The following is a 20,703-nucleotide window of genomic DNA, read 5'->3' on the forward strand; positions in this document are numbered from 1 at the left end:
CGGCCGGAATGCGAGGCCGTTGAGCGGGCCGGATGGTGTTGGCTGGGAGAATTGATATGAATTACAAAGGTTTGAGTGTCGGGCTTGGCCTGTTCTCACTGGCATTGGGTGCGGCCGAACTGTTCGCGCCACGCCGCATCGCGCGGCGGCTGGATGCCGAGGATCATCGCGGCGTGGTGCGCGGGTTCGGGGTGCGCGAGGTCGTGTCCGGGCTCGGCATCCTCGCCAGTCCGGCGGCGTCGGCGACGGTGTGGAACCGCGTCGCGGGCGATGCGATGGACATGGGCGCGCTGGCGCTTGCCGCGCGGCGCTCGCCCCGCAACCGCGCGATCTGGGGCACGATCGCGTTCGTGGCGGCGACGACCGTGCTCGACGTGCTGACCGCGCGCGGGCTGGACGCGCAGACGGGCAAGCTGTCGCCGGTGCGTGAGCCGGCGCTGGCGTGACGGGAACGCGAATGCACAGGCGAGGGTTGGAGCGGACATGAGCAAGAAAAAGCAGCAATCGCGCGCCGTGAAGGCGCAGGAAGCCCGCCGAACGCGCGCGATCGTCGCGGCAAGCGCGGTAGGCGCAGTGATCGCGGGCGTGGGTGCGGCGTTCGGCATGGGGTGGCTCGACCGCTTTCTGCCCGCCGGCAATGCCGAGCACGACGCGCCTGACCTTGCCGCCGATGCGCCGACGCCGGGCACGACCCGCGCGCCCGAGGCGTTCCGTCCCGATCCGACCGCGCCGGTGCCCGCCTCCGAGCGCGAAGGTCTGCGGCCGGCGACCGGGCCGGCGCCGACGATGGCGGCGACGCGTGGCGAGATGGCGAACCAGACGGGGTCGTCGAACGGGTGACGGGTCGATGATCGTCATCCCGGGCTTGACCCGGGATCCCGCTTCAACCTTGGTAGAAAGAAGAAGCGGGGCCCCGGATCATGTCCGGGGCGACAGTTTTAGTGATACCATTGCATCACGGATGCCGAGAACGGCGTCCACCAGCCGATCTTCACCCCGGCGTCCGCAAGGCGGTCACCCGTCCACGCGTTGCAGGTCCTGATCGCATCGTAGCGGCCCGATGCGGGGTAGAAGGCGTCATAGCCGGCGTAGCCGCGGATCGCCACGCCGCTTGCGCGGCTGGCGCGGATCGCGGCAGCTAGGCGGCGATATTCGGCGGGCTTTAGTACGATCGCTCGCACATCCTTCGATGCCTGCGGACGGGGGATGTGTTCGACGTGGAGCAAGGTTTCATCGCTGCCGAAGGCTGCGTGCAGGACGGTGATCGGCCGCACATCCGACCATGTCGGGGTGCCGAGGAAGAAATTCCGCTCGCCCCAGCCGACCGCGACGTGATCGTTCGCGGCGTAGCGGGGATCGGGAAGATCGGCGGCGGGGAAGTCGTCGGTCCAGTCGATCCCGGCGGCGCGCTTCGGCATGACGATCCCGGTGTGGACGCCATTGTCCTCGATCCAGATCGTCACGCCTTGGGATACCGGCGCGCGCCAGTCGCGGTTGCGCGGTATCGTCGACAGTGCAGTGCCGACGAGCAGATAGACGAACGCCACGACCGCGAACACGCCGAGCGCGCGCGCCGCGTTCGTCGCGATCCGCTTCAATGCGCGCGGCACCGCGTCACAGGTCGAGCGCCCAGCCGTCGCGGCCCTTCGGGTCGATCGGGCGGGTGGGGACGTAGCGCTCGGCGCCGGCGGTCAGCCGCAGGATCGACCAGTCGCCGCGGCGGTCGACCGCCTCGACCGTGCAGCCGCAGGCGGTGAACGCGCGCTCGACCTCCTGACGCTGGGTTTCCAGCAGGCCGGCGAGCACGATCGCGGCGTGCGGGGTGGCGATCGCGGCGACCTCGGGCGCCATCGAGATCAGCGGGCCGGCGAGGATGTTGGCGATCAGCAGGTCATAGGGCGCGCGCGCGGCGATCGCCTCCGACAGTGCGCCGTCCGCAACGATCAGTTCGATGCCCTCGACATGGTTCGCGGCCATGTTCTCGCGGGTGACGTCGATCGCGGCGGGGTCGATGTCGGTCGCGGTGATCGCGGCAGCGGGCCAGAGATAAGCGGCGGCGAAGGCGAGCAGCCCGGTGCCGGTGCCGAGATCGATGACGTTGGTGACCGCGCGATCCGCCAGTCCGTCGAGCATCGCGAGGCAGCCCGAGGTGGTGGCGTGGTGCCCGGTGCCGAACGCCTGGCCCGCGTCGATCAGGAACGCGCGCCCGCCGTCCGGCGCCTCGACCGGATGCGCGCTGGTGTGGACGACGAAGCGGCCCTCGCGGATCGGCTCCAGCCCGGCCTGGCTCATCGTCACCCAGTCCTGCGCGGTGAGCGGGGTGACGGTCGGCGCGGTGCCCGCGGCGCTCGGCACCAGCGCGGTGAGCGCGGCGAGCATCGCGGCGTCGGGCTCGTGCTCGCAATAAGCGTCTAGCCGCCAATGCTCGCGATCGTCCTCGACCTCCTCGGTGGTCATCAGCACCGCGTCGATCGCCAGATCGTCGGCGGCGTCGATCGCCTCGGCCTCGGCGCGGGTGCAAGGGAGGGTGACGCGCCAGCTGTCGATGTCAGCGGACATAGCTGGCTCCGTTGATGTCGAGGACCGCGCCGGTCATCGACGGCGGGGCGTCGATCGCGCAGAAGCGTGCGAGCGTCGCGACCTCTTCCGGCTGCGCGACGCGGCCGAGCGGAATGTCGGCGAGCAATTTGTCGCCGCCGCGGCTGGCGAGATAATCGTCGGCCATGCCGGTCATCGTAAAGCCGGGGCAGATCGCAAAGGCGAGGATGTTCTGCGCCGCATAGCCGCGCGCGATCGTCTTGGTCATCGCAACCAGCCCGGCCTTGGCGGCGGCGTAATGCCAGTGCGCGGGCGAGTCGCCGCGCCAGGCGGCGCGGCTGGCGACGTTGACCAACCGCCCGCCGCCATTGCCCTGCCAGTGGCGGACCGCGTGGCGCGAGAGCTGCGCCGCGGCGGTGAGGTTGATACGCTGCGTGCGCTCCCAGCCGGCGAGCCAATCGGCATCGTCACCGTCGAGCGGATTGGCCTCGAACACGCCGGCATTGTTGATGAGCACGTCGATGCGCCCATCAAGACGCTCCAGCGCCTCGGCCCAGAGTGCGTCGGGGGCGGCGGGGTCGGCGAAGTCGGCTGCGATGCCGCTGGTGGTGCCCTGTCCGGCGACCACCACATCGGGGATCGCAGCCAAGGCTTCGGCGATCGCGGCGCCGATGCCGCGGCTGGCGCCGGTAATGAGGATGTTGGTCATGGCGCCGTCTGTAACGACGCCGCGGCGATCAGGCTACGTTGGCGAAGCCGTCCGCTTCGGCGCGCAGCGTCTCGAAACGCTCGGCGATCATCTCGAACGACTGGCCGAGCGACTCGACCTCGCCCGCCACGGTCTGCGTACCCTGCCGGATTGCGGCGATCGTGTGCGACATCGAATCGGCGGTAAGCGCGGTTTCGTCCACCGCGGCGGTGATCGCAGTAACGGTGCGCGCCTGTTCGAACATCGACTCGTTGATCTGCGACGCGGCGGCGTGGAGCCGCTCGATGCTCGACTGGATCGAAGCGGATTTGTCGACCGTGACGCGGGTCGCGGCCTGGATCGCGGCGATCTTGGCGGCGATGTCGTCGGTGGCGCGCGCGGTCTGATTGGCGAGGCTCTTCACTTCCTGCGCGACGACCGCGAAGCCGCGGCCGGCGTCACCGGCGCGCGCGGCCTCGATCGTGGCGTTGAGCGCGAGCAGGTTGGTCTGGCCGGCGATGTCGCGGATGAGGCCAAGGATCGACTCGATCGACTTGGCATGTTCGTCGAGCGCCGCGGAGGCGGCGACCGCACCATCCGCCTGATCGGTCGCGGCGGTCAGCGTCTGCGTCGCGATGTGCATGTCGCGCTGAACGCTGCCGATCGCGTTGATCAGCCCGGCGGCGGTGGACGCGGCATCGCGCATCGCCAGCGCGGATTGCTCCGCGGCGACCGAAACCTCGCTGGTCTTCTCGATCATCCCGCTGGCGGCACCGGCGGTCGAGCGCGCGCGGTCGCGCACGACGCGGCCGCGCGCAGCGATCGCGTCGATGCCGGTGCCGACGCGCGCGCGGAACTCCGCGGCATGTTCGGCGCGCTGCGCCCGGGCGCGCGCGACGCCGATCGCGCCGAGTTGCGTCGTCAGCAAATCCGATTCGAGCATCGCCATCCGCAGCAGCGTATTGGCGAGGCGCAGCATCCGCGGCGTATCGCTGCCGACCGCCGCCGCGACGAGCGTATTGGTACGGCAATGTGCCGCGACCAGCGCCGAGAGCAGCGCGGTGAGCGGAACGCCCGCCGCCTGCGAGTCATCGACCTGTCCGACGATCATCGCCTCCCATGCCGCGCTCAGCGGCGAGCGGTAGCGCAATTGCGCGTGGCCGACCGCCTTGCGCACCCGCCCCTCGATCTCCGCCGGTAGCAGGGCGCGGATCGTGGCCGGGGCGTTGGGGAGCGACGTCAAGTGCGTCCAGAAGGCGGTGGCAACTTCGGTCCAGCCGTCGCACGCGTCCAGGATTTCGGCGATTTCCGCACAATCCGCCGACACGCGGCCGCAGGGATCGAAGTCCCGCGCGCGGTCGGCCAATGGTCGCATATCGTGGTGGACGAGCGAGTTCATCGTGGCGTTCCCCGGAACGTCAGGCGGCGACGCGGGTCGCGAAATTGCCGGCGCGCGTGTCGAGATCGCCGAGCCGGCTGGCCAGTGATTCGAAGCCCGAGCCGAGCTGATCGATCTCACTGGCCACCGCTTCGGTATCGGCACGGATCGTGGCGATGGTGTGCGACATCGAGTCGGCGGCGAGCGCGGTCTCGTCGACCGCCGCGGTGATCGCGGTGACGGTCTGCGCCTGCGATTCCATCGCGTGGCGGATGCGTGTCGCCGAATCCTGCACCTCGGCGACGGTGTGACGGATCGATGCGGACGTATCGACCGTGACGCGGGTCGCTGCCTGGATCGCGGCGATCTTCGCGGCGATGTCGTCGGTGGCGCGTGCGGTCTGGTTGGCGAGGCTCTTCACCTCCTGCGCGACGACCGCGAAGCCTCGGCCGGCGTCACCTGCGCGCGCGGCCTCGATCGTAGCGTTGAGCGCGAGCAGATTGGTCTGGCCGGCGATGTCGCGGATGAGGCCAAGGATCGACTCGATCGATTTGGCATGGTCACTGAGCGCGCCCGACACGGTCACGGCGTCGCCGGCCTGCGAGGCGGCGCGGGTGGCGATATCCGCGGCGACCTCGACCTCGGCGCGCGCATCCTCGATCGCGCGGATCAGCCCCGCCGCCGTCGAGGCAGCGTCGCGCATCGCAACGGCGGATTGTTCGGCGGCAGCGGCGACCTCGCTGGTCTTGCCCAGCATTCCGCGTGCGGACGAGGAGGCGACCGACGCCTGCGAGCGCAGGCTGTGTCCCTCGTGCGTCGTAGCCTCCACCGTCACTGCGATCTCGTTCCGGAAGTCCGCGGCGAGCTTGTCGCGTGCGCCCTGCGCGCTGTGGGCCGAATAGACCGAGTAGATCGCGACGGTGATCTCGCCCTCCAGCGCCGACAGCCGCATCAGCGTGTCGATGAGCTGCGGCAGGCGCGGGTCCTCGCGCGGCACGCTGGCCATCAGCGCGCCGAGTGCGGCACGATCGCTGGCGCTGATCATCGCCAGCAGCGCCATCGGCGACACGTTGGCGCCATAGGCCGAGGCGACCGACCGTTCGATCGACTCCACCCATGCGCGTTCACGGGTACGCAGGAAGCGATTTTCGAGGAAGGCGACGCCGATATCGATCATCCGCTCGCTTTCGTACGAGGCGTGATTGGCGGTGGTGCCGAAGCAGCGCTTCCAATGCGACCAATAGGCGTCGGCGATCACACGCGCCTGCGGACGCAGCGTCTCCCAGGCGTCCCGCGCGGCGCGCGTCAGCTCGCCCTCCAGATCGAACACGTCGAAACGTGCGTTGAGATCCAGCGCGGCGGCGACGGATCCGATCGGTGGCAAATCGTTGGGCAACACCTGCTCCGTGCAGTAGGGAAGGATCGGCATCGTACTAGCCGCGATCCGTTAACAGCGGGTTAGGGACCGGGGTCGACTTTGGCAGGGGCGATCCGCCCACCGCGCTTGCATCGTGCGCGCCGTGGACGCATAGACCGCCGCAAACTCGCCAGCACCGGCCCATATTCAAGGAATTTCGCGCTTGGCCTCGAAACCCGCCCGCCCGCGCAGCCCGCACCTGTTCAGCGGCCCCATGCAAATCCACTATCGCTGGAGCCCGGCGATGACGGTGTCGATCGTGCACCGCGTGACCGGGACGGGCATGGCGACGGTGGGGACCCTGCTGCTGGTGTGGTGGCTGGCCGCGATCGCGGCCGGCCCCGGCGCTTATGGCGTGTTCCTCGACGTGTTCACCACCTCGACCGGATCGCTCAACATCCTGGGCTGGGTGGTCGGCGTCGGGCTGACGTGGTCGGTGTTCCAGCACATGATGAGCGGCATCCGCCATCTGGTGCTCGATACCGGAGCGGCGTTCGAGTTGAAGGTAAACCGGCGGCTGGCGGTGCTGACCTTCGTCGCCTCGATCGCGCTGACGGTGGCGTTCTGGCTTTTCCTGGGGATCAAGTAATGGGTACCGAGATTGGCCGCGTGCGCGGTCTGGGCAGCGCCGGGCATGGCGCGCAGCATTGGTGGCATCACAAGCTGACCGCAGGCAGCAACTTCCTGCTGCTCGTCTGGCTGCTTACCTCGATCGCCACGCTGCCGTCCTATGACCATGCCACGGTGCGGATCTGGCTGCAGTCGGCTTGGGTCGCGGTGCCGATGGTGCTGTTCATCGCCTCGGTCTTCTACCATTTCCGCCTCGGACTGCAGGTCGTGATCGAGGATTACGCTCACAAGGAAAGCCGTTTCGTGCTGACCGTGCTGGTGACCGTGTTCACCTTCGCCACGGCCGGCACCGCCATCTTCTCGATCCTCAAGGTCGCTTTCGGAGCCGCCGCCTGATGTCTGCCGACGCTTACAAGATCATCGACCACACCTATGACGCGGTCGTCGTGGGTGCGGGCGGTTCCGGCCTGCGCGCCACGATGGGCATCGCCGAGAGCGGGCTGAAGACCGCCTGCATCACCAAGGTGTTTCCGACCCGGTCGCACACCGTGGCGGCGCAGGGCGGCATCGCGGCCTCGCTGGGCAACAACACGCCGGACCATTGGTCGTGGCACATGTTCGATACCGTCAAGGGTTCCGACTGGCTCGGCGACCAGGACGCGATCGAATATATGGTCCGCGAGGCGCCCGCCGCGGTCTACGAGCTGGAGCACGCCGGCGTGCCGTTCAGCCGCAACGACAATGGTACGATCTACCAGCGGCCGTTCGGCGGGCACATGCAGAACATGGGCGAGGGCCCCCCGGTGCAGCGCACCTGCGCCGCGGCCGACCGGACCGGCCATGCGATGCTTCACGCGCTGTATCAGCAGAGCCTGAAGTATGACGCCGATTTCTACGTCGAATATTTCGCGCTCGACCTCATCATGGAAAATGGTGCGTGCCGCGGCGTGATCGCCTTGTGCATGGAAGACGGCTCGATCCACCGCTTCCGCGCGCATTCGGTGGTGCTGGCGACCGGCGGCGGGGGGCGCGTCTACCAGTCGGCGACCTCGGCGCACACCTGCACCGGCGACGGCAACGGCATGGCGCTGCGCGCCGGCCTCGCCTTGCAGGATATGGAGTTCGTGCAGTTCCACCCGACCGGCATCTACGGCGCGGGCGTGCTCATCACCGAGGGCGCGCGCGGCGAGGGCGGGTATCTGACCAACTCCGAGGGCGAGCGCTTCATGGAACGCTATGCGCCGTCGGCCAAGGATCTGGCGAGCCGCGACGTGGTCGCACGCTCGATGGCGATGGAGATGCGCGAGGGCCGCGGCGTCGGCAAGGACAAGGACCACATCTTCCTTCATCTCGACCATATCGATCCCAAGGTGCTGCACGAGCGGCTGCCGGGGATCACCGAGACGGGCAAGATCTTTGCGGGCGTGGACCTGACGCGCCAGCCGCTGCCGGTGACCCCGACCGTCCATTACAACATGGGTGGCATCCCCTGTAACTATCACGGCGAGGTCGTGCGGCTGAAGGATGGCGACCCGGATTCGGTGGTGCCGGGGCTGTTCGCGGTCGGCGAGGCGGCGTGCGTTTCGGTGCACGGTGCGAACCGGCTCGGTTCGAACTCGCTGATCGATCTGGTGGTGTTCGGGCGGGCGACCGGCTTGCGCCTGAAGGAGATGCTCAAGCCGAACACGCCGCACAATCCGCTGCCCAAGGGCTCGGAGGAGATGGCGCTCGGCCGGCTCGATCATTTCCGGAACGCCAAGGGCGGCACGCCGACCGCCAAGCTGCGCGCCGAGATGCAGCGGACGATGCAGCGCCACTGCGCGGTGTTCCGCGACAGCGAGCTGCTGCGCGAGGGTGTCGGCAAGATCGAGACGATCTATCAGGGCATGAACGACGTCAGCGTCGCGGATCGCTCGCTGATCTGGAACACCGATCTGGTCGAGACGATGGAACTCGACAATCTGATCGGCCAGGCGGTCGTGACGATGAAGAGCGCCGAGAACCGCAAGGAAAGCCGTGGTGCGCACATGCACGAGGATTTCCCCGAGCGCGACGACGCGAACTGGATGAAGCACACGATCACCACCTTCGACGGCTGGGGCGGCAAGGGTGGCGCGACCGCGATCGATTATCGCCCGGTGCACGATTACACGCTCACCGACGATGCCGAATATATCAAGCCGAAGAAGCGCGTTTACTGAGGTTGGTTTCGTCGCCCCGGACTTGATCCGGGGCCCCGCTTTTCAGGGCGTCAGAAGAAGCGGGGCCCCGGCTCAAGGCGGGGGCGACGGTTTTATAGGAGCTGCGTACTCATCGTAGCTGAGAAAGAGCGTGTGGCAAATGTCACGCCCTTTTAGCGGATCGCCGCCTTGCAGGACAGGAGCGGAACTCGTGCCGGGCTCGTGGCTTGAGCGCGGCATGACCGAGAACCACAACGCCGCCGCCTACCCGCTGCTCGCGGCCCCGCACATCCAGCTCCACGGCACCGTGGACGAAATGATGTACGCCAATTTCAAGGACCAGCTCGTCTCTGCGCCGAGCGACGGGCCAATCGTGGTGTCGATTACCACGCTCGGCGGCGATCCTGAAATGGCGCGGGCGATGGGCGATTCGATCCGGCTGCTGCGCGAATATAGCGGACGTGAGGCGCTGTTCCTCGGCAAGGTCGCGGTTTATTCGGCCGGGGCGACGTTCATGTCCGCCTTTCCGGTCGACAAGCGCTTCCTGACGCGCAACTCGCGGATCATGATTCACGAGCGGCTGATGAATTCGACCATCCAGCTCTCGGGTCCGCTCAACACGCTGGCGCCGGTGCTGAAGGCCAAGCTCAACGAGATCGAGGACTCGATCCGCATTCAGGAAGAAGGCTTCGCCGATCTTGTCCGCGGGAGCAAGGTGACGATCGACGAGATCAAGGAGCGCGCCCCGAACAATTGGTACATCGAGGCGAATGAGGCGCGTGAACTCGGGTTGGTGCTCGACATCATCTGACCGCTCACGCGAAGGCAGGTGCGCGGCGGAGGTGCTGATAGGCGGCGATGACCTTGCCGAGCGCTGCCTCGTGGCTGCGATCACCGCCATTGCGGTCGGGGTGATAGCGCCGGACGAGTTCGGAATAGCGTTTGCGCAGCGCGCTGCGGTCGGCATCGGGTGACAGGCCCAGTGTCTCCAGGCTGCGGCGATCGTCCTGGGACAGAGGACGCCCGTTCGTTCGCGGCGACGTGCGCGCATACTTCGCGCCGATCGCGTCGAGCGGATCGGTGAAATCGGCCCAGCGCGGTCCCTGATCCCCCATCCGCGTCTTCGAGAAGGCGCGCGTTTCTCCCTCCCATCCTGCCAGTGGTCGCTGTGCCTGATGGATTTCGTCGGCGGTCATGCCGTCGAAGTAATTGTAACCGGCGTTGAAGGCCCGGACGTGGTCGAGGCAGAACCAGCGAAAGCGCGGCGGCCCGTCGTGCGCGCCGGCGCCCTCCAGCGGGGGTGCGCGAAACTCGCCGGGTTCCGGGCAGCCGGGATGCGCGCATGGCTTGTCGGAGTCCGCCACCCGGCCGTGGAAACGCGTATGGGGTCGATCGTTCTGGGGTTTCACCACTCACTCGTCGCTTGACGCACAAAGGGCGCTATATGGGATCGCATGACTGACATCGCCACCTTGATTACCCAGCGGCTGACCGCTGCACTTTCTCCGAACCGGCTGGAGGTCATCAACGAAAGCGCGCAGCATCGCGGGCATCTCGGCGATGACGGAACGGGCGAAAGCCATTTCCGCGTGATCGTCGAGAGTGCCGCGTTCGCCGGCCAGTCGCGGGTGGCGCGGCAACGGCTGATCAACCATGCGCTCGCCGATCTGCTCGCCGAGCGGATCCATGCGCTTGCCATCCAGGCGAAGGCGCCGGGCGAATGACGTACGACCTGTGGTACTGGCCGACGATCCAGGGGCGCGGCGAGTTCGTGCGGCTGGTGCTGGAGGCGGGCGGGATCGGCTATCGCGACCGGGCGCGCGACGACGGGGCGGAGGCGATGATGCGCGACATGGCGGGGCGTGGGCCGCGCGCGCCGTTCGCGCCGCCGTATCTGGTCGCGGACGATGTGACTGTGGCGCAGGTGGCGGATATCGTGCTGTTCCTGCAAGATCGCCACGGAATCGGGTCGCAGGATGCGGGAATGCAATATTGGCTGCACCAGTTGCAACTGACCGTCGCCGATTTGATTGCGGAGGTTCATGCGGTGCACCACCCGGTCGATCCGATGGCCTGGTACCGCGAGCAGCGCGACGAGGCGGTGCGGGCGGCGGGGCAGTTTCGTCGCAAGCGGATCCCCAAGTTCCTCGACCATTTCGAGGCGGCGCTGGGGGCAGAGGACGGTCCGTTCGTGGCGGGCGCGGCGTGGAGCGGGGTCGACATGGCGTTGTTCCAGATCGTCGCGGGCCTGCGCTACATGTTCCCGCGGCGGATGGCGGCGCTTGCCGGGGACTATCCGCGGCTGGCAGCGTTGCACGATGCGGTCGCGGCGCTGCCGGCGGTGGCAGCCTATCTGGCGAGCGAGCGGCGGGTGGCGTTCAACACCGACGGCATCTTCCGCCACTATCCCGAGCTGGACGGCGACGGCTGAGCGTCGCCGTCCGCCTGGCCGTCAGTCCTTGAGCGCGGCGGGAACGGTGCCGCCGCTCTTCTCCAGCTCGCGCATCACGGCCTTGTGGAGCCAGATGTTCATTTCCGCCGAGCCATCCTTCTCGCCGGTATAGCCGAGTTCGGTGGCCAGTTCCTTGCGGTTGGCGAGGCTGGAATCGAGATCGAGCAGCTTCATCAGATCGACGATCGACGTCCGCCAATTGAGATCGGGATTGCCCTTCTGCTGCGCGATGCCGGTGAGCACCGCCTCGACATCGACCGGCGCCTGCGCGGTGGGCGCGGGGGTGGGGGCCGCCGGGGCGGGCGCGGGGCTGGGCGCCGCCGGGGCGGTCGACGCGCCCGGCGCGGGGGGCGGAGCGGCGGGAGCGTCCTTCTTGCCCGAGAACTGGCCGCCGAGCGGGCCGTGGTCGCCGAAGATCGCCTTCTTGATCGCGCCGAAGATGCTCATGTCGCAAGCGTTCCTGTGTCGTGGAAGGATGCAGGGGCAACGTCGGCGAACCACGAAGGTTCAGGGGCCTCGTCGTACCGCGGTGGCGCGGCATCGCGCGGCGCGGCGGCACGTGCACCGAACCACGCATCGCGCTCCGCCGCCAGTTCCGCGAGCATCGACCCGTCCGGGCCATGGGGCGCGTCGCCCATCAGCGCCTCCTCGGCATCGGTGAGCGAGCGTTCGTAGTCGAGATCGGCGGGATCGCCGTCCTCCAGGCCGAGGAAATCCGGAGGCGGCGGGAAGTAGGTGCGCCAGTCCTGCGCCTGATCGTCCCACCACACCGGGTCGGCGGGCGGGGCCGAATGTTGCGAATGTTGAGACGCTGGCGGGGCCGGATCGGGGGCGGGCGGGGCGGCGAAGGCGATCAGCCCGGCCGCCTCGGCGCGCGCCCATTGTTCGGCAGTCCAGTGCTGGCGCTGCGCGGGGTCGAGATCGGCGACCGGCACGTCGGCGGCACTGGCGTGGCCGGTGCGCGCGAAGCGATCCGCGGCGGCGAGCGCGTAGAGCGGAGCGAGATCGGCGGCGCTGGCGTCCTCTGCATCGAGGGCGCCGCTGCGCTGCGCGAGGAACAGCCCGGCGCGGGCGGCGCCACCGTCCTGCGCGACGAGATCGAGATAGGCGTCGAACTCCTGCGCGACGAGCCGCGCGGCCTTGACGTCGGTGTCGGGGGCGGCCTCCACCTGTCGGTCGAGGCGCGCGAGCAGGCTCATCGCGAGGCGGTTGTCGTGGCGATGGCGGGTGACGACGGAGCCGTCGGCGCGGGTGTAGGTGTCGGTTTGGCCGTCGAGCGCGCGGACCATCAGCGTCTCGGCAACGACCTCGCGTGCGACGAGCGACGCGGCGCGCCAGCCGAGCGCGAACGCCGCGCCCTTGGCGGTGCGGCGGAAGGCATAGGCGGAGGTGGCGGACAGCCCGACCCGCGCGCAGGCGGCGTCGACGCCGTGGCCCTCGGCGATCGCTTCGAGGAAGGTGCGCTGGTTGGTGGCAGACCAGCCGTCGTGGCGGCGGGATTGGGTGGTTTCGGTGAGGAGGGTGACCGCAGGGTGCGGCGGCGTGGCGCGGCGGGCCGGGGCGGTAATGCCTTCCATCGGGGTCATAATGGTCATGTGCGGTGTCCTCCTGCGGAAAGGGTGCGGGAGGGTGGCTTATGTTGGAGGGTGTAGGACAGCCCGCCGCGCCAAGGCGGTAGCGCAGCTACCGGCGCGGCGAACCGCGGCGGGCGCAGCCGGCGGCGCGGAAAGCGCCGTCCGACGACGCGGCTTTGCCGCGGCCGGGCGTGAGGATACCACTTGCAGGGGAAGCAGCGCTTTGCCAGTCTGAATATTAGTGGGGCAAGACGAGCTTGGGGGAGCGTAGTTGGCTATGAGTGAGCAGCGGTACAATCTGCTAGGAGCCGACCGCATTACATCGCGGCAAGTCGATGAACTTGTTGGATTAGCTCGTGGAATTGCAGCCGACGGGGTAATCAATCAAGGCGAAGTCGAGTTTCTGCAAAAATGGCTCGCCGCGAACATTGCGATCAGCGATCAGCCCATGATCCGACGTCTTTACGACCGCGTGAACACGATCCTTGCCGATGGCGTGGCAGATGAGGAAGAATGCGCGGAGTTACTGGACACGCTCAGCAGCTTCTCGAGTCGCGACTTCGAGTTGGGCGAGGTGATGAAGCCATCGACCTTGCCGCTCTGTGACCCGGCTCCTACACTATCTTTTCGAGCGCAGCGTTATTGCTTCACCGGCACCTTCGGCTTCGGGGGACGCCGCGAATGCGAACAGGCGGTTCTTGAGCGGGGCGGTACAGCGGGCACGTTGACGCAGCGGACGACGGTATTGGTGATCGGCTCCTATGCCACAGAGTCATGGAAACATTCGGCCTTCGGAACCAAGATTGTGAAAGCTGTCGACTTTCGCGAGAGCGGTATGCCGATCAATATCGTTTCAGAAGAACATTGGATTTCGCACCTATGAGGTAATGTGCATCCTCACCAAGACGCACCGAGCTGCTCCAGCGCGTTTAGCAGAGTGCGTTTGCTCGTGGTTCGCTGCTTGCCCGCATTCCGCGGTACCTTGATGACGCCGGCTATCTCCCGACGTGCAGCAATTTCAGCAGCAAAGTCGGTAAAATCGACTGCATTACGATTGTTCAAGGTCGGTGATGCCATGGCTGCCTGCCGTTTCGTAGCGAATACGCCGATCAAGGTACTGCACATCGGCGTCGCGGTGAAGCGCGAAGAGAGCGCGCGCCTGCTCGAGCATCGCAGGGGCGCTGCCCGATGCATACTGACCCATGCGATCCGCGATAATGTCCTCGATTGCAATAACGGCAACGCGCCCGTCCTCGCCCAAATCGAGCAGCAACAATCGCTCCGGGTCGGCGACGCCGTCCAGCACTGTAGCGGCAACGACTTCGAAGCCGAGCAATAGCTGGGGGTGAAGCCAGCCGTTCGGGACGTGTCCAGTACCGGCAGGCCTGACGAAGCCAAGTTGGCTTAGCGCCTCTTCAAACGCTTCCTGACGCGGCGTCACGACATCGAAGTCACCGGTCATCACGGCGCTTTGCGTATAGAGTTCGACCGCGCCGCCGCCGACCAGCACCGGTCGGGCAAAGCCGCGTTTTTCCATCAACTCGCTTGCGCGGGCGAGCAGGCGGAGCCCGGCTTCGAAGGCGGGCCGGTAGCCGGTCACGCCGCCTTCGCGCCTTTCCCCAACAACGGCGCCAAATACCGCCCCGTAAAGCTCCGCGGTTCCTTCACCACCTCCTCGGGCGTGCCGGCGGCGACGATCTCACCGCCCTTCACGCCGCCTTCGGGGCCGAGGTCGACGATCCAGTCGGCGGTCTTGATGACGTCGAGGTTGTGCTCGATCACCACCACGGTGTTGCCCTGCTCGACCAGCGCGTGGAGCACCTCCAGCAGCTTGCGGACGTCCTCGAAATGCAGGCCGGTGGTCGGTTCGTCCAAGATATACAGCGTGTTGCCGGTGGCGCGGCGGCTGAGTTCCTTGGCGAGCTTGACACGCTGCGCCTCGCCGCCCGACAGCGTCGTCGCCTGTTGCCCGACCTTGACGTAGCCGAGCCCGACCTCGACCAGCATCGCCATCTTGTCGCGGATCGGCGGCACGTTGGCGAAGAAGCTGGCGGCGTCCTCGACGGTCATGTCGAGCACGTCGGCGATGCTGTGCCCCTTGTGCTTCACCTCCAGCGTCTCGCGATTGTAGCGCGCGCCGTGGCAGACGTCGCAGGTGACATAGACGTCGGGGAGGAAGTGCATCTCGATCTTGAGCACGCCGTCGCCCTGGCACGCCTCGCAGCGGCCGCCCTTGACGTTGAAGCTGAAGCGGCCGGGTTTGTAGCCGCGCGCCTGTGACTCGGGGAGGCCCGCGAACCAGTCGCGGATCTGCGTGAACGCGCCGGTATAGGTGGCGGGGTTGGAGCGCGGGGTGCGGCCGATCGGCGACTGGTCGATGTCGATGACCTTGTCGAGATGCTGGAGCCCGGTGATCTTGTCGTGCTTGCCCGCGAGGATGCGCGCGCCGTTGAGCGTGCGCGCCGCGGCGGCATAGAGCGTGTCGATCGTGAAGCTCGACTTGCCCGACCCCGACACGCCGGTGATGCAGGTGAAGGTGCCGAGCGGGATCGACGCGGTGACGCCGGTCAGGTTGTTGGCGGTGGCGTTGTGGACGGTGAGCTTCTTGCCGCTGCCCTTGCGGCGCTTGGCCGGGACCGCGACCTGGCGGGTGCCGTTGAGATAATCGGCGGTGACCGAGGTCTTGCTCTTGAGCAATTGCTTGACGGTGCCCTGCGCGACGATCTGTCCGCCGTGGACGCCCGCGCCCGGCCCCATGTCGATCACGTAATCGGCCATGCGGATCGCATCCTCGTCATGCTCGACGACGATCACGGTGTTGCCGAGGTCGCGCAGCCGGCGCAGCGTGGCGAGCAGCATGTCGTTGTCGCGCTGGTGCAGGCCGATCGACGGCTCATCGAGGACGTAGAGCACGCCCGACAGCCCGCTGCCGATCTGGCTGGCGAGGCGGATGCGCTGGCTCTCGCCGCCCGACAGCGTGCCGCTGGTGCGGTCGAGGTTGAGATAGTCGAGCCCGACGTTGTTGAGGAAGCCGAGCCGCTCGATGATCTCCTTCAGGATCCGCTCGGCGATCGCGCGCTGTTGATCGCCGAGGTGGTTGGGGAGGTCGGTGAAGAAGGCGAGCGCGTCGACCACGCTCATGCGGGTGGCGTGGCTGATGTCCTCGCCGGCGATCTTGACCGCCAGCGCCTCGGGCTTGAGCCGCGCGCCCTTGCAGACCTCGCACGGCTGGCTCGACTGGTATTTGGACAGCTCCTCCTTCATCCACGCGCTCTCGGTCTGCGCCGAGCGGCGGTTGAGGTTGCCGATCACGCCCTCGAACGGCTTCTTGACGTCGTAGCTCTTCTTGCCGTCGATGAAGGTCAGCGTCACCGCCTTGCCCTCGGTGCCGTAGAGGATCTTGTCGGCGATCTCCGGGTGCAATTCGCCCCAGGCGGTGTCGAGCGAGAAGCCGAATTCGCGCGCGAGGCTGGCCATCACCTGCATGTAATACGGCGAGGGCGGGTTGGACTTGGCCCAGGGGACGACCGCGCCCTTCTTGATCGACAGTTCGTGGTTGGGGACGATCAGATCCTCGTCGAACACCAGTTTTTCGCCGAGCCCGTCGCAGGCCGGGCAGGCGCCCTGCGGTGCGTTGAACGAGAAGAGCCGCGGCTCGATCTCGGCGATGGTGAAGCCGCTGACCGGGCAGGCGAACTTTTCGGAGAAGACGATCCGGCCCGGCGGGGCGTGGTCGCCGAGCACGACGCTTTCGGGGGTGCGCGGCTCCACGGGGTCGGCGGGGTCGATATAGGCGAGGCCGTCGGCGAGCTTGAGCGCGGTTTCGAAACTGTCGGCGAGGCGCGTGGCGGCGTTTTCGTTGACCGCGAGGCGATCGACGACGACCTCAATGTCGTGCTTGTACTTCTTGTCGAGCGCGGGGGCCTCGTCGATCTCGTGGATCGTGCCGTCGATGCGGACGCGGGTAAAGCCCGCCTTTTGCCACTCGGCCAGCTCCTTGCGATACTCGCCCTTGCGGCCGCGCACGACCGGGGCGAGCAGGTAGAGCCGCGTGCCCTCGGGCAGCGCCATCACGCGGTCGACCATCTGGCTGACGGTCTGCGCGGCGATCGGCAGGCCGGTGACCGGCGAATAGGGCACGCCGACGCGCGCCCACAGCAGGCGCATATAGTCGTAGATCTCGGTGACGGTCGCCACCGTCGAGCGCGGGTTGCGGCTGGTGGTCTTCTGCTCGATCGAGATCGCGGGGGAGAGGCCCTCGATATGGTCGACGTCGGGCTTCTGCATCAGCTCGAGGAACTGGCGCGCATAGGCCGACAGCGATTCGACGTAGCGGCGCTGCCCCTCGGCATAGATGGTGTCGAACGCGAGGCTCGACTTGCCAGAGCCCGACAGCCCGGTGATCACCGTCAGCGTATCGCGCGGAATGTCGACGCTCACGTCCTTGAGGTTGTGCTCGCGCGCGCCGCGGACGGAGATCGTCGTCAATGCCATAAGGGAGTTTGTTCCATATCTGTTCGGCCGCGTCCAGCCCCGCAGCGAGCGCGCGATGTGGGGCGGGTGCCGCACTGCGGCAAGACGCATGACACGCGCGACAGTTGCGGGGCGGCCGCGGTGTCTTATATGCCTGTCACAGTCAGGAGGCGCGAGGCGATGGCGAAGAAGAAGGGCAAGCTGCCCAAGGAAGTGCTGGGGGTGAAGGTGCCCAAGGAGCTGCGCAAGGCCGGCGAAAAGCTGATCGAGCAGGTGCAGGGACCGGCCGGCAAACAGGCACTGGCCGCGGTGGTCGGCGCGGTGGCGACCGCGGCGCTCTCGCGCGAGGCGAGCAGGGCGGCGGAGCGCGCGGCGAACCCCGATACGCCGAAATCCGAGGCACCGCGCAACGAGGGCGGCGAGGCGCTCGCGCGCGCGGCCGAGCTGCTGGTCGGCAAGATCTTCGCGCCGCGCGCGTGACGTGCAACCAGCGTGCGGCTGAAGCGCTGAGGCGGCGATGACCCAGGACGATGACAAACGCGCCGCCGCCGAGGCGGCCGTGGCCGAGGTGCAGCCCGATATGCTGGTCGGGCTCGGCACCGGATCGACTGTGCGCTTCGCGATCGAGGCGCTGGGACGGCGCGTGGCCGAAGGGCTGCGTGTCACCGCGGTCGCGACCAGCGTCGACAGCGCCACGTGCGCCGCGGCGCTGGGCATCGTCGTGCGCGATTTCGCCGAGGTGGCGCGCGTCGACCTGACGATCGACGGCGCCGACGAGATCGACGACCGGCTGTGGGCGATCAAGGGCGCAGGCGGGGCGATGCTGCGCGAGAAGATCGTCGCCGCGGCGTCGACGCGGATGGTGGTGATCGCCGATGCCTCGAAACGGGTGGCGGCGATCGGCGCGGCCAAATTGCCGATCGAGGTGCTGCCGTTCGCACGTGGCTTCGTCATCGACCGGTTGGCGATGCTCGACGCGCGGGTGACGGTACGCGACGGGGTGACCGACAACGGCAATCTCGTGCTCGACGCGCTTTTTGCCGACTTTTCCGATCCGCGGTCGCTGGCGATGGCGCTGGATGCGACGCCGGGCGTGTTGGGGCACGGGCTGTTCCTCGACGAAGTGGATGCGACTTATGTCGCGGATGGTGGCATCGTTACGCGGCTGGAACGCGTCGAGGTGAGCGTTTAAGGGAGACGGGACTCGGCAACCGGCGTCGCGCCGGTGCGTTCGACCCCGTGACTTCCGACATGAGGATTGCATGACCGATACCGCCAGCTCGCCCGCCGGTTTCCACGAGGACGGCAGCCCGGAGCGGCTGCAGATCGACACGATCCGCACGCTGTCGATGGACGCCGTGCAAAAGGCCAATTCGGGCCACCCCGGTACCCCGATGGCGCTGGCGCCGGTCGGCTGGACGGTGTGGACGCAATTCCTGCGCTACGACCCCGCGCATGCCGACTGGCCGAACCGCGACCGCTTCGTGCTGTCGGTCGGCCATGCCTCGATGCTGCTGTACTCGTTGCTGTATCTTGCCGGGGTCGAGGAGATCGACGCCGAGGGCAACAAGACCGGCAAGCCGGCGATGTCGCTCGACGACATCAAACAGTTCCGTCAGCTGTCGTCGAAGACGCCGGGCCACCCCGAATATCGCCACACCACCGGCGTCGAGACGACGACCGGGCCGCTGGGCGCAGGCTGCGGCAATTCGGTCGGGATGGCGATTGCCGAGCGCTGGCTGGCGGCGCGCTACAACCGTCCGGGCTTCGCGCTGTTCGATCACGACGTCTATGTGCTGTGCGGCGACGGCGACATGATGGAGGGCGTCTCGGCCGAGGCGGCGTCGCTGGCCGGGCATCTCAAGCTCAGCAATTTGTGCTGGATCTACGACAGCAACCAGATTTCGATCGAGGGCGATACCGATCTGGCGTTCGACGAGGACGTCGGCGCGCGCTTCCATGCCTATGGTTGGAACGTCATCCACGTCGACGATGCCAACGATATCAAGGCGCTGACCGAGGCGCTTCAGGCATTCCGCGAGGAAACCGAAGCGCCGACGCTTATCGTCGTCAAGTCGGTGATCGGCTGGGGCTCCCCTCGCGCCGGCAGCGAGAAGGCGCATGGCGAGCCGCTGGGCGCCGAGAATATCGCCAAGACCAAGGAAGCGTACGGCTGGCCGGCCGAGGACTTCTTCGTGCCCGAGGGCGTGAAGGAAGCGTTCGGCAAGGCGGTGAAGGATCGCGGCGGCAAGGCACGTGACGAATGGGTCGCGCTGTTCGACAAGTATCGCGGCGAACATGCCGAGCTGGCGGCGGAACTCGACCTGCTGCTTAAGGACGAGCTGCCCGAGGGTTGGGACAGCGAGATCCCGACCTTCGAAGCCGACGAAAAGGGCGTCGCGAGCCGCGACGCGGGCGGCAAGGTGCTCAACGCGATCGTCAAGAAGGTGCCATGGCTGCTCGGCGGCTCGGCCGATCTGTCGCCGTCGACCAAGACCGACATCAAGGGCGCGGCGTCGTTCGAGGCCGATAATTACGGCGGCTCCAACTTCCACTTCGGCGTGCGCGAGCATGGCATGGGCGCGGTGGTGAACGGCATGGCGCTGTCGCACCTGCGTGCCTATGGCTCCACCTTCCTCGTCTTCCTCGATTACATGCGCGCGCCGGTGCGGCTGTCGGCGATCATGGAGATCGGCGCGGTGTGGGTTTTCACGCATGACTCGATCGGCGTCGGCGAGGATGGGCCGACCCACCAGCCGATCGAGCACCTCGCGACGTTGCGCGCGATTCCGGGGATCGACACGTTCCGGCCGGGCGACGCGAACGAGGTCGCGGCGGCATGGCGTGCGGTAATGAAGGATGCGAGCACCCCGGCGGCGCTGATCCTGTCGCGGCAGGCGTTGCCGACGCTCGATCGCTCCAAATATGCGAGCGCGGATGGCGTCGAGAAGGGCGCCTATGTGCTGGCGGGTGGGAACGAGACGCCGGACGTGATCCTGATCGCGACCGGCTCGGAAGTGTCGCTGGCGGTGCAGGCGTATGAGAAGCTGGTCGCCGAGGGCGTCAAGGCGCGGGTCGTGTCGATGCCGAGTTGGTATCGGTACGAGCTGCAGGACGCCGCGTACAAGGAGAGCGTGCTGCCCAAGGCGGTGAAGGCGCGCGTCGCGATCGAGATGGCCGGGTCGCTCGGCTGGGATCGCTATGTCGGGTACGAGGGTCGACAGATCACGATGTCGACCTTCGGTGCCTCCGCCCCGCTCGCCAAGCTGGCGGACAAGTTCGGCTTCACGGTCGAGAATGTCGTGAAGGTGGCGAAGGAAGCGATGGCGTAAATGTCGCGGTGTGGCCGGGCGATCCCTATATCGGCCGGCGACACCGTTCGTGGTGAAAGACATGAGCCCCCGCCTGCGCGGGGGCGACGGGTGTGGAGATC

22 protein-coding genes are annotated in these 20,703 nt (G+C 67.6%); 12 read left to right on the forward strand and 10 right to left on the reverse strand.

Translation table 11 applies throughout. The annotated features are described in order from the left end of the window. Window positions 1–56: 56 nt before the first annotated feature. Together SPHPH_RS0104790 and SPHPH_RS0104795 are read left to right on the forward strand one after the other, a co-directional pair. Window positions 57–446, forward strand: a complete 390-nt coding sequence (locus SPHPH_RS0104790) for a hypothetical protein (RefSeq protein ID WP_028965670.1) — start codon at window positions 57–59, stop codon at window positions 444–446. 37 nt (window positions 447–483) lie between these two features. Further along, a complete protein-coding gene (locus tag SPHPH_RS0104795) occupies window positions 484–840 on the forward strand; it encodes a hypothetical protein (RefSeq protein ID WP_051272834.1) in 357 nt (118 codons plus the stop codon). 98 nt (window positions 841–938) lie between these two features. Here SPHPH_RS0104795 and SPHPH_RS18925 read toward each other — a convergent pair whose 3' ends face one another. From SPHPH_RS18925 to SPHPH_RS0104820, 5 genes are read right to left on the reverse strand one after another with little or no spacing between them, the layout of a single operon-like run. Further along, the gene (locus SPHPH_RS18925) at window positions 939–1,598 is read right to left on the reverse strand and encodes a TIGR02117 family protein (RefSeq protein ID WP_238302898.1); all 660 of its coding nucleotides are present in this window, start codon (window positions 1,596–1,598) and stop codon (window positions 939–941) included. 16 nt (window positions 1,599–1,614) lie between these two features. Further along, window positions 1,615–2,559 (reverse strand): 50S ribosomal protein L11 methyltransferase, encoded by a 945-nt coding sequence (locus SPHPH_RS0104805; RefSeq protein WP_028965672.1) that lies wholly within the window; start codon window positions 2,557–2,559, stop codon window positions 1,615–1,617. Continuing rightward, window positions 2,549–3,247 (reverse strand): SDR family NAD(P)-dependent oxidoreductase, encoded by a 699-nt coding sequence (locus tag SPHPH_RS0104810; RefSeq protein ID WP_028965673.1) that lies wholly within the window; start codon window positions 3,245–3,247, stop codon window positions 2,549–2,551. Before SPHPH_RS0104810 ends, SPHPH_RS0104805 begins: the two co-directional genes overlap by 11 nt. Window positions 3,248–3,275: 28 nt before the next feature. Continuing rightward, a complete protein-coding gene (locus SPHPH_RS0104815) occupies window positions 3,276–4,625 on the reverse strand; it encodes a methyl-accepting chemotaxis protein (protein WP_051272835.1) in 1,350 nt (449 codons plus the stop codon). A gap of 19 nt (window positions 4,626–4,644) precedes the next feature. Further along, complete coding sequence (locus SPHPH_RS0104820; protein ID WP_202900639.1) at window positions 4,645–6,033, reverse strand: methyl-accepting chemotaxis protein; 1,389 nt, start codon at window positions 6,031–6,033, stop codon at window positions 4,645–4,647. 151 nt (window positions 6,034–6,184) lie between these two features. On the opposite strand from SPHPH_RS0104820, the gene sdhC reads away from it, so the two are divergent. The 4 genes from sdhC (at window position 6,185) to SPHPH_RS0104840 (ending at window position 9,582) form a co-directional block, all read left to right on the forward strand. Beyond that, window positions 6,185–6,610: a succinate dehydrogenase, cytochrome b556 subunit gene (gene sdhC, locus SPHPH_RS0104825; protein WP_028965676.1), complete on the forward strand. Its 426-nt coding sequence runs from the start codon at window positions 6,185–6,187 to the stop codon at window positions 6,608–6,610. Continuing rightward, window positions 6,610–6,987: a succinate dehydrogenase, hydrophobic membrane anchor protein gene (gene sdhD / locus SPHPH_RS0104830; protein ID WP_028965677.1), complete on the forward strand. Its 378-nt coding sequence runs from the start codon at window positions 6,610–6,612 to the stop codon at window positions 6,985–6,987. Before sdhC ends, sdhD begins: the two co-directional genes overlap by 1 nt. After that, window positions 6,987–8,792, forward strand: a complete 1,806-nt coding sequence (gene sdhA, locus SPHPH_RS0104835) for a succinate dehydrogenase flavoprotein subunit (protein WP_028965678.1) — start codon at window positions 6,987–6,989, stop codon at window positions 8,790–8,792. Before sdhD ends, sdhA begins: the two co-directional genes overlap by 1 nt. Before the next feature lie 217 nt (window positions 8,793–9,009). Next, entirely contained in the window at window positions 9,010–9,582 is a 573-nt protein-coding gene (locus tag SPHPH_RS0104840; RefSeq protein WP_028965679.1) for a ClpP family protease, read from the forward strand. A 4-nt stretch (window positions 9,583–9,586) separates the two neighbouring features. Here SPHPH_RS0104840 and SPHPH_RS0104845 read toward each other — a convergent pair whose 3' ends face one another. Continuing rightward, the gene (locus SPHPH_RS0104845) at window positions 9,587–10,180 is read right to left on the reverse strand and encodes a J domain-containing protein (RefSeq protein WP_051273214.1); all 594 of its coding nucleotides are present in this window, start codon (window positions 10,178–10,180) and stop codon (window positions 9,587–9,589) included. Between the two features lie 45 nt (window positions 10,181–10,225). Between SPHPH_RS0104845 and SPHPH_RS0104850 the strand changes: the two genes are divergently transcribed. Both SPHPH_RS0104850 and SPHPH_RS0104855 read left to right on the forward strand, forming a co-directional pair. After that, on the forward strand, window positions 10,226–10,495 hold the full coding sequence (locus tag SPHPH_RS0104850) for a BolA family protein (protein WP_028965681.1): 270 nt from the start codon (window positions 10,226–10,228) through the stop codon (window positions 10,493–10,495). Further along, window positions 10,492–11,202, forward strand: a complete 711-nt coding sequence (locus SPHPH_RS0104855) for a glutathione S-transferase (protein ID WP_028965682.1) — start codon at window positions 10,492–10,494, stop codon at window positions 11,200–11,202. The genes SPHPH_RS0104850 and SPHPH_RS0104855 overlap by 4 nt, the downstream gene beginning before the upstream one ends. Before the next feature lie 21 nt (window positions 11,203–11,223). Here SPHPH_RS0104855 and SPHPH_RS0104860 read toward each other — a convergent pair whose 3' ends face one another. Together SPHPH_RS0104860 and SPHPH_RS20400 are read right to left on the reverse strand one after the other, a co-directional pair. Continuing rightward, the gene (locus tag SPHPH_RS0104860) at window positions 11,224–11,670 is read right to left on the reverse strand and encodes a DUF3597 domain-containing protein (protein ID WP_028965683.1); all 447 of its coding nucleotides are present in this window, start codon (window positions 11,668–11,670) and stop codon (window positions 11,224–11,226) included. Next, a complete protein-coding gene (locus SPHPH_RS20400; protein WP_156025832.1) occupies window positions 11,667–12,818 on the reverse strand; it encodes a hypothetical protein in 1,152 nt (383 codons plus the stop codon). The genes SPHPH_RS0104860 and SPHPH_RS20400 overlap by 4 nt, the downstream gene beginning before the upstream one ends. Before the next feature lie 256 nt (window positions 12,819–13,074). Between SPHPH_RS20400 and SPHPH_RS0104870 the strand changes: the two genes are divergently transcribed. Beyond that, window positions 13,075–13,680 carry a BRCT domain-containing protein gene (locus tag SPHPH_RS0104870; RefSeq protein ID WP_028965684.1) on the forward strand — a complete coding sequence of 202 codons (606 nt, stop codon included), beginning with the start codon at window positions 13,075–13,077 and terminating at the stop codon, window positions 13,678–13,680. Between the two features lie 165 nt (window positions 13,681–13,845). On the opposite strand, the gene SPHPH_RS0104875 is transcribed toward SPHPH_RS0104870, so the two are convergent. Both SPHPH_RS0104875 and uvrA read right to left on the reverse strand, forming a co-directional pair. After that, window positions 13,846–14,397 carry a hypothetical protein gene (locus SPHPH_RS0104875; RefSeq protein ID WP_028965685.1) on the reverse strand — a complete coding sequence of 184 codons (552 nt, stop codon included), beginning with the start codon at window positions 14,395–14,397 and terminating at the stop codon, window positions 13,846–13,848. Then, the gene (gene uvrA, locus SPHPH_RS0104880) at window positions 14,394–17,291 is read right to left on the reverse strand and encodes an excinuclease ABC subunit UvrA (RefSeq protein WP_028965686.1); all 2,898 of its coding nucleotides are present in this window, start codon (window positions 17,289–17,291) and stop codon (window positions 14,394–14,396) included. The genes SPHPH_RS0104875 and uvrA overlap by 4 nt, the downstream gene beginning before the upstream one ends. A 159-nt stretch (window positions 17,292–17,450) precedes the next feature. On the opposite strand from uvrA, the gene SPHPH_RS18935 reads away from it, so the two are divergent. From SPHPH_RS18935 to tkt, 3 genes are all read left to right on the forward strand, one after another. Then, a complete protein-coding gene (locus SPHPH_RS18935) occupies window positions 17,451–17,750 on the forward strand; it encodes a hypothetical protein (protein WP_051272837.1) in 300 nt (99 codons plus the stop codon). Between the two features lie 37 nt (window positions 17,751–17,787). Then, complete coding sequence (gene rpiA / locus SPHPH_RS0104890) at window positions 17,788–18,462, forward strand: ribose-5-phosphate isomerase RpiA (protein ID WP_028965687.1); 675 nt, start codon at window positions 17,788–17,790, stop codon at window positions 18,460–18,462. 70 nt (window positions 18,463–18,532) lie between these two features. Beyond that, entirely contained in the window at window positions 18,533–20,602 is a 2,070-nt protein-coding gene (tkt, locus tag SPHPH_RS0104895) for a transketolase (RefSeq protein ID WP_028965688.1), read from the forward strand. Window positions 20,603–20,703: the final 101 nt, after the last annotated feature.

The sequence above is a fragment of the Sphingomonas phyllosphaerae FA2 genome (assembly GCF_000427645.1).
GTDB lineage: Bacteria > Pseudomonadota > Alphaproteobacteria > Sphingomonadales > Sphingomonadaceae > Sphingomonas > Sphingomonas phyllosphaerae.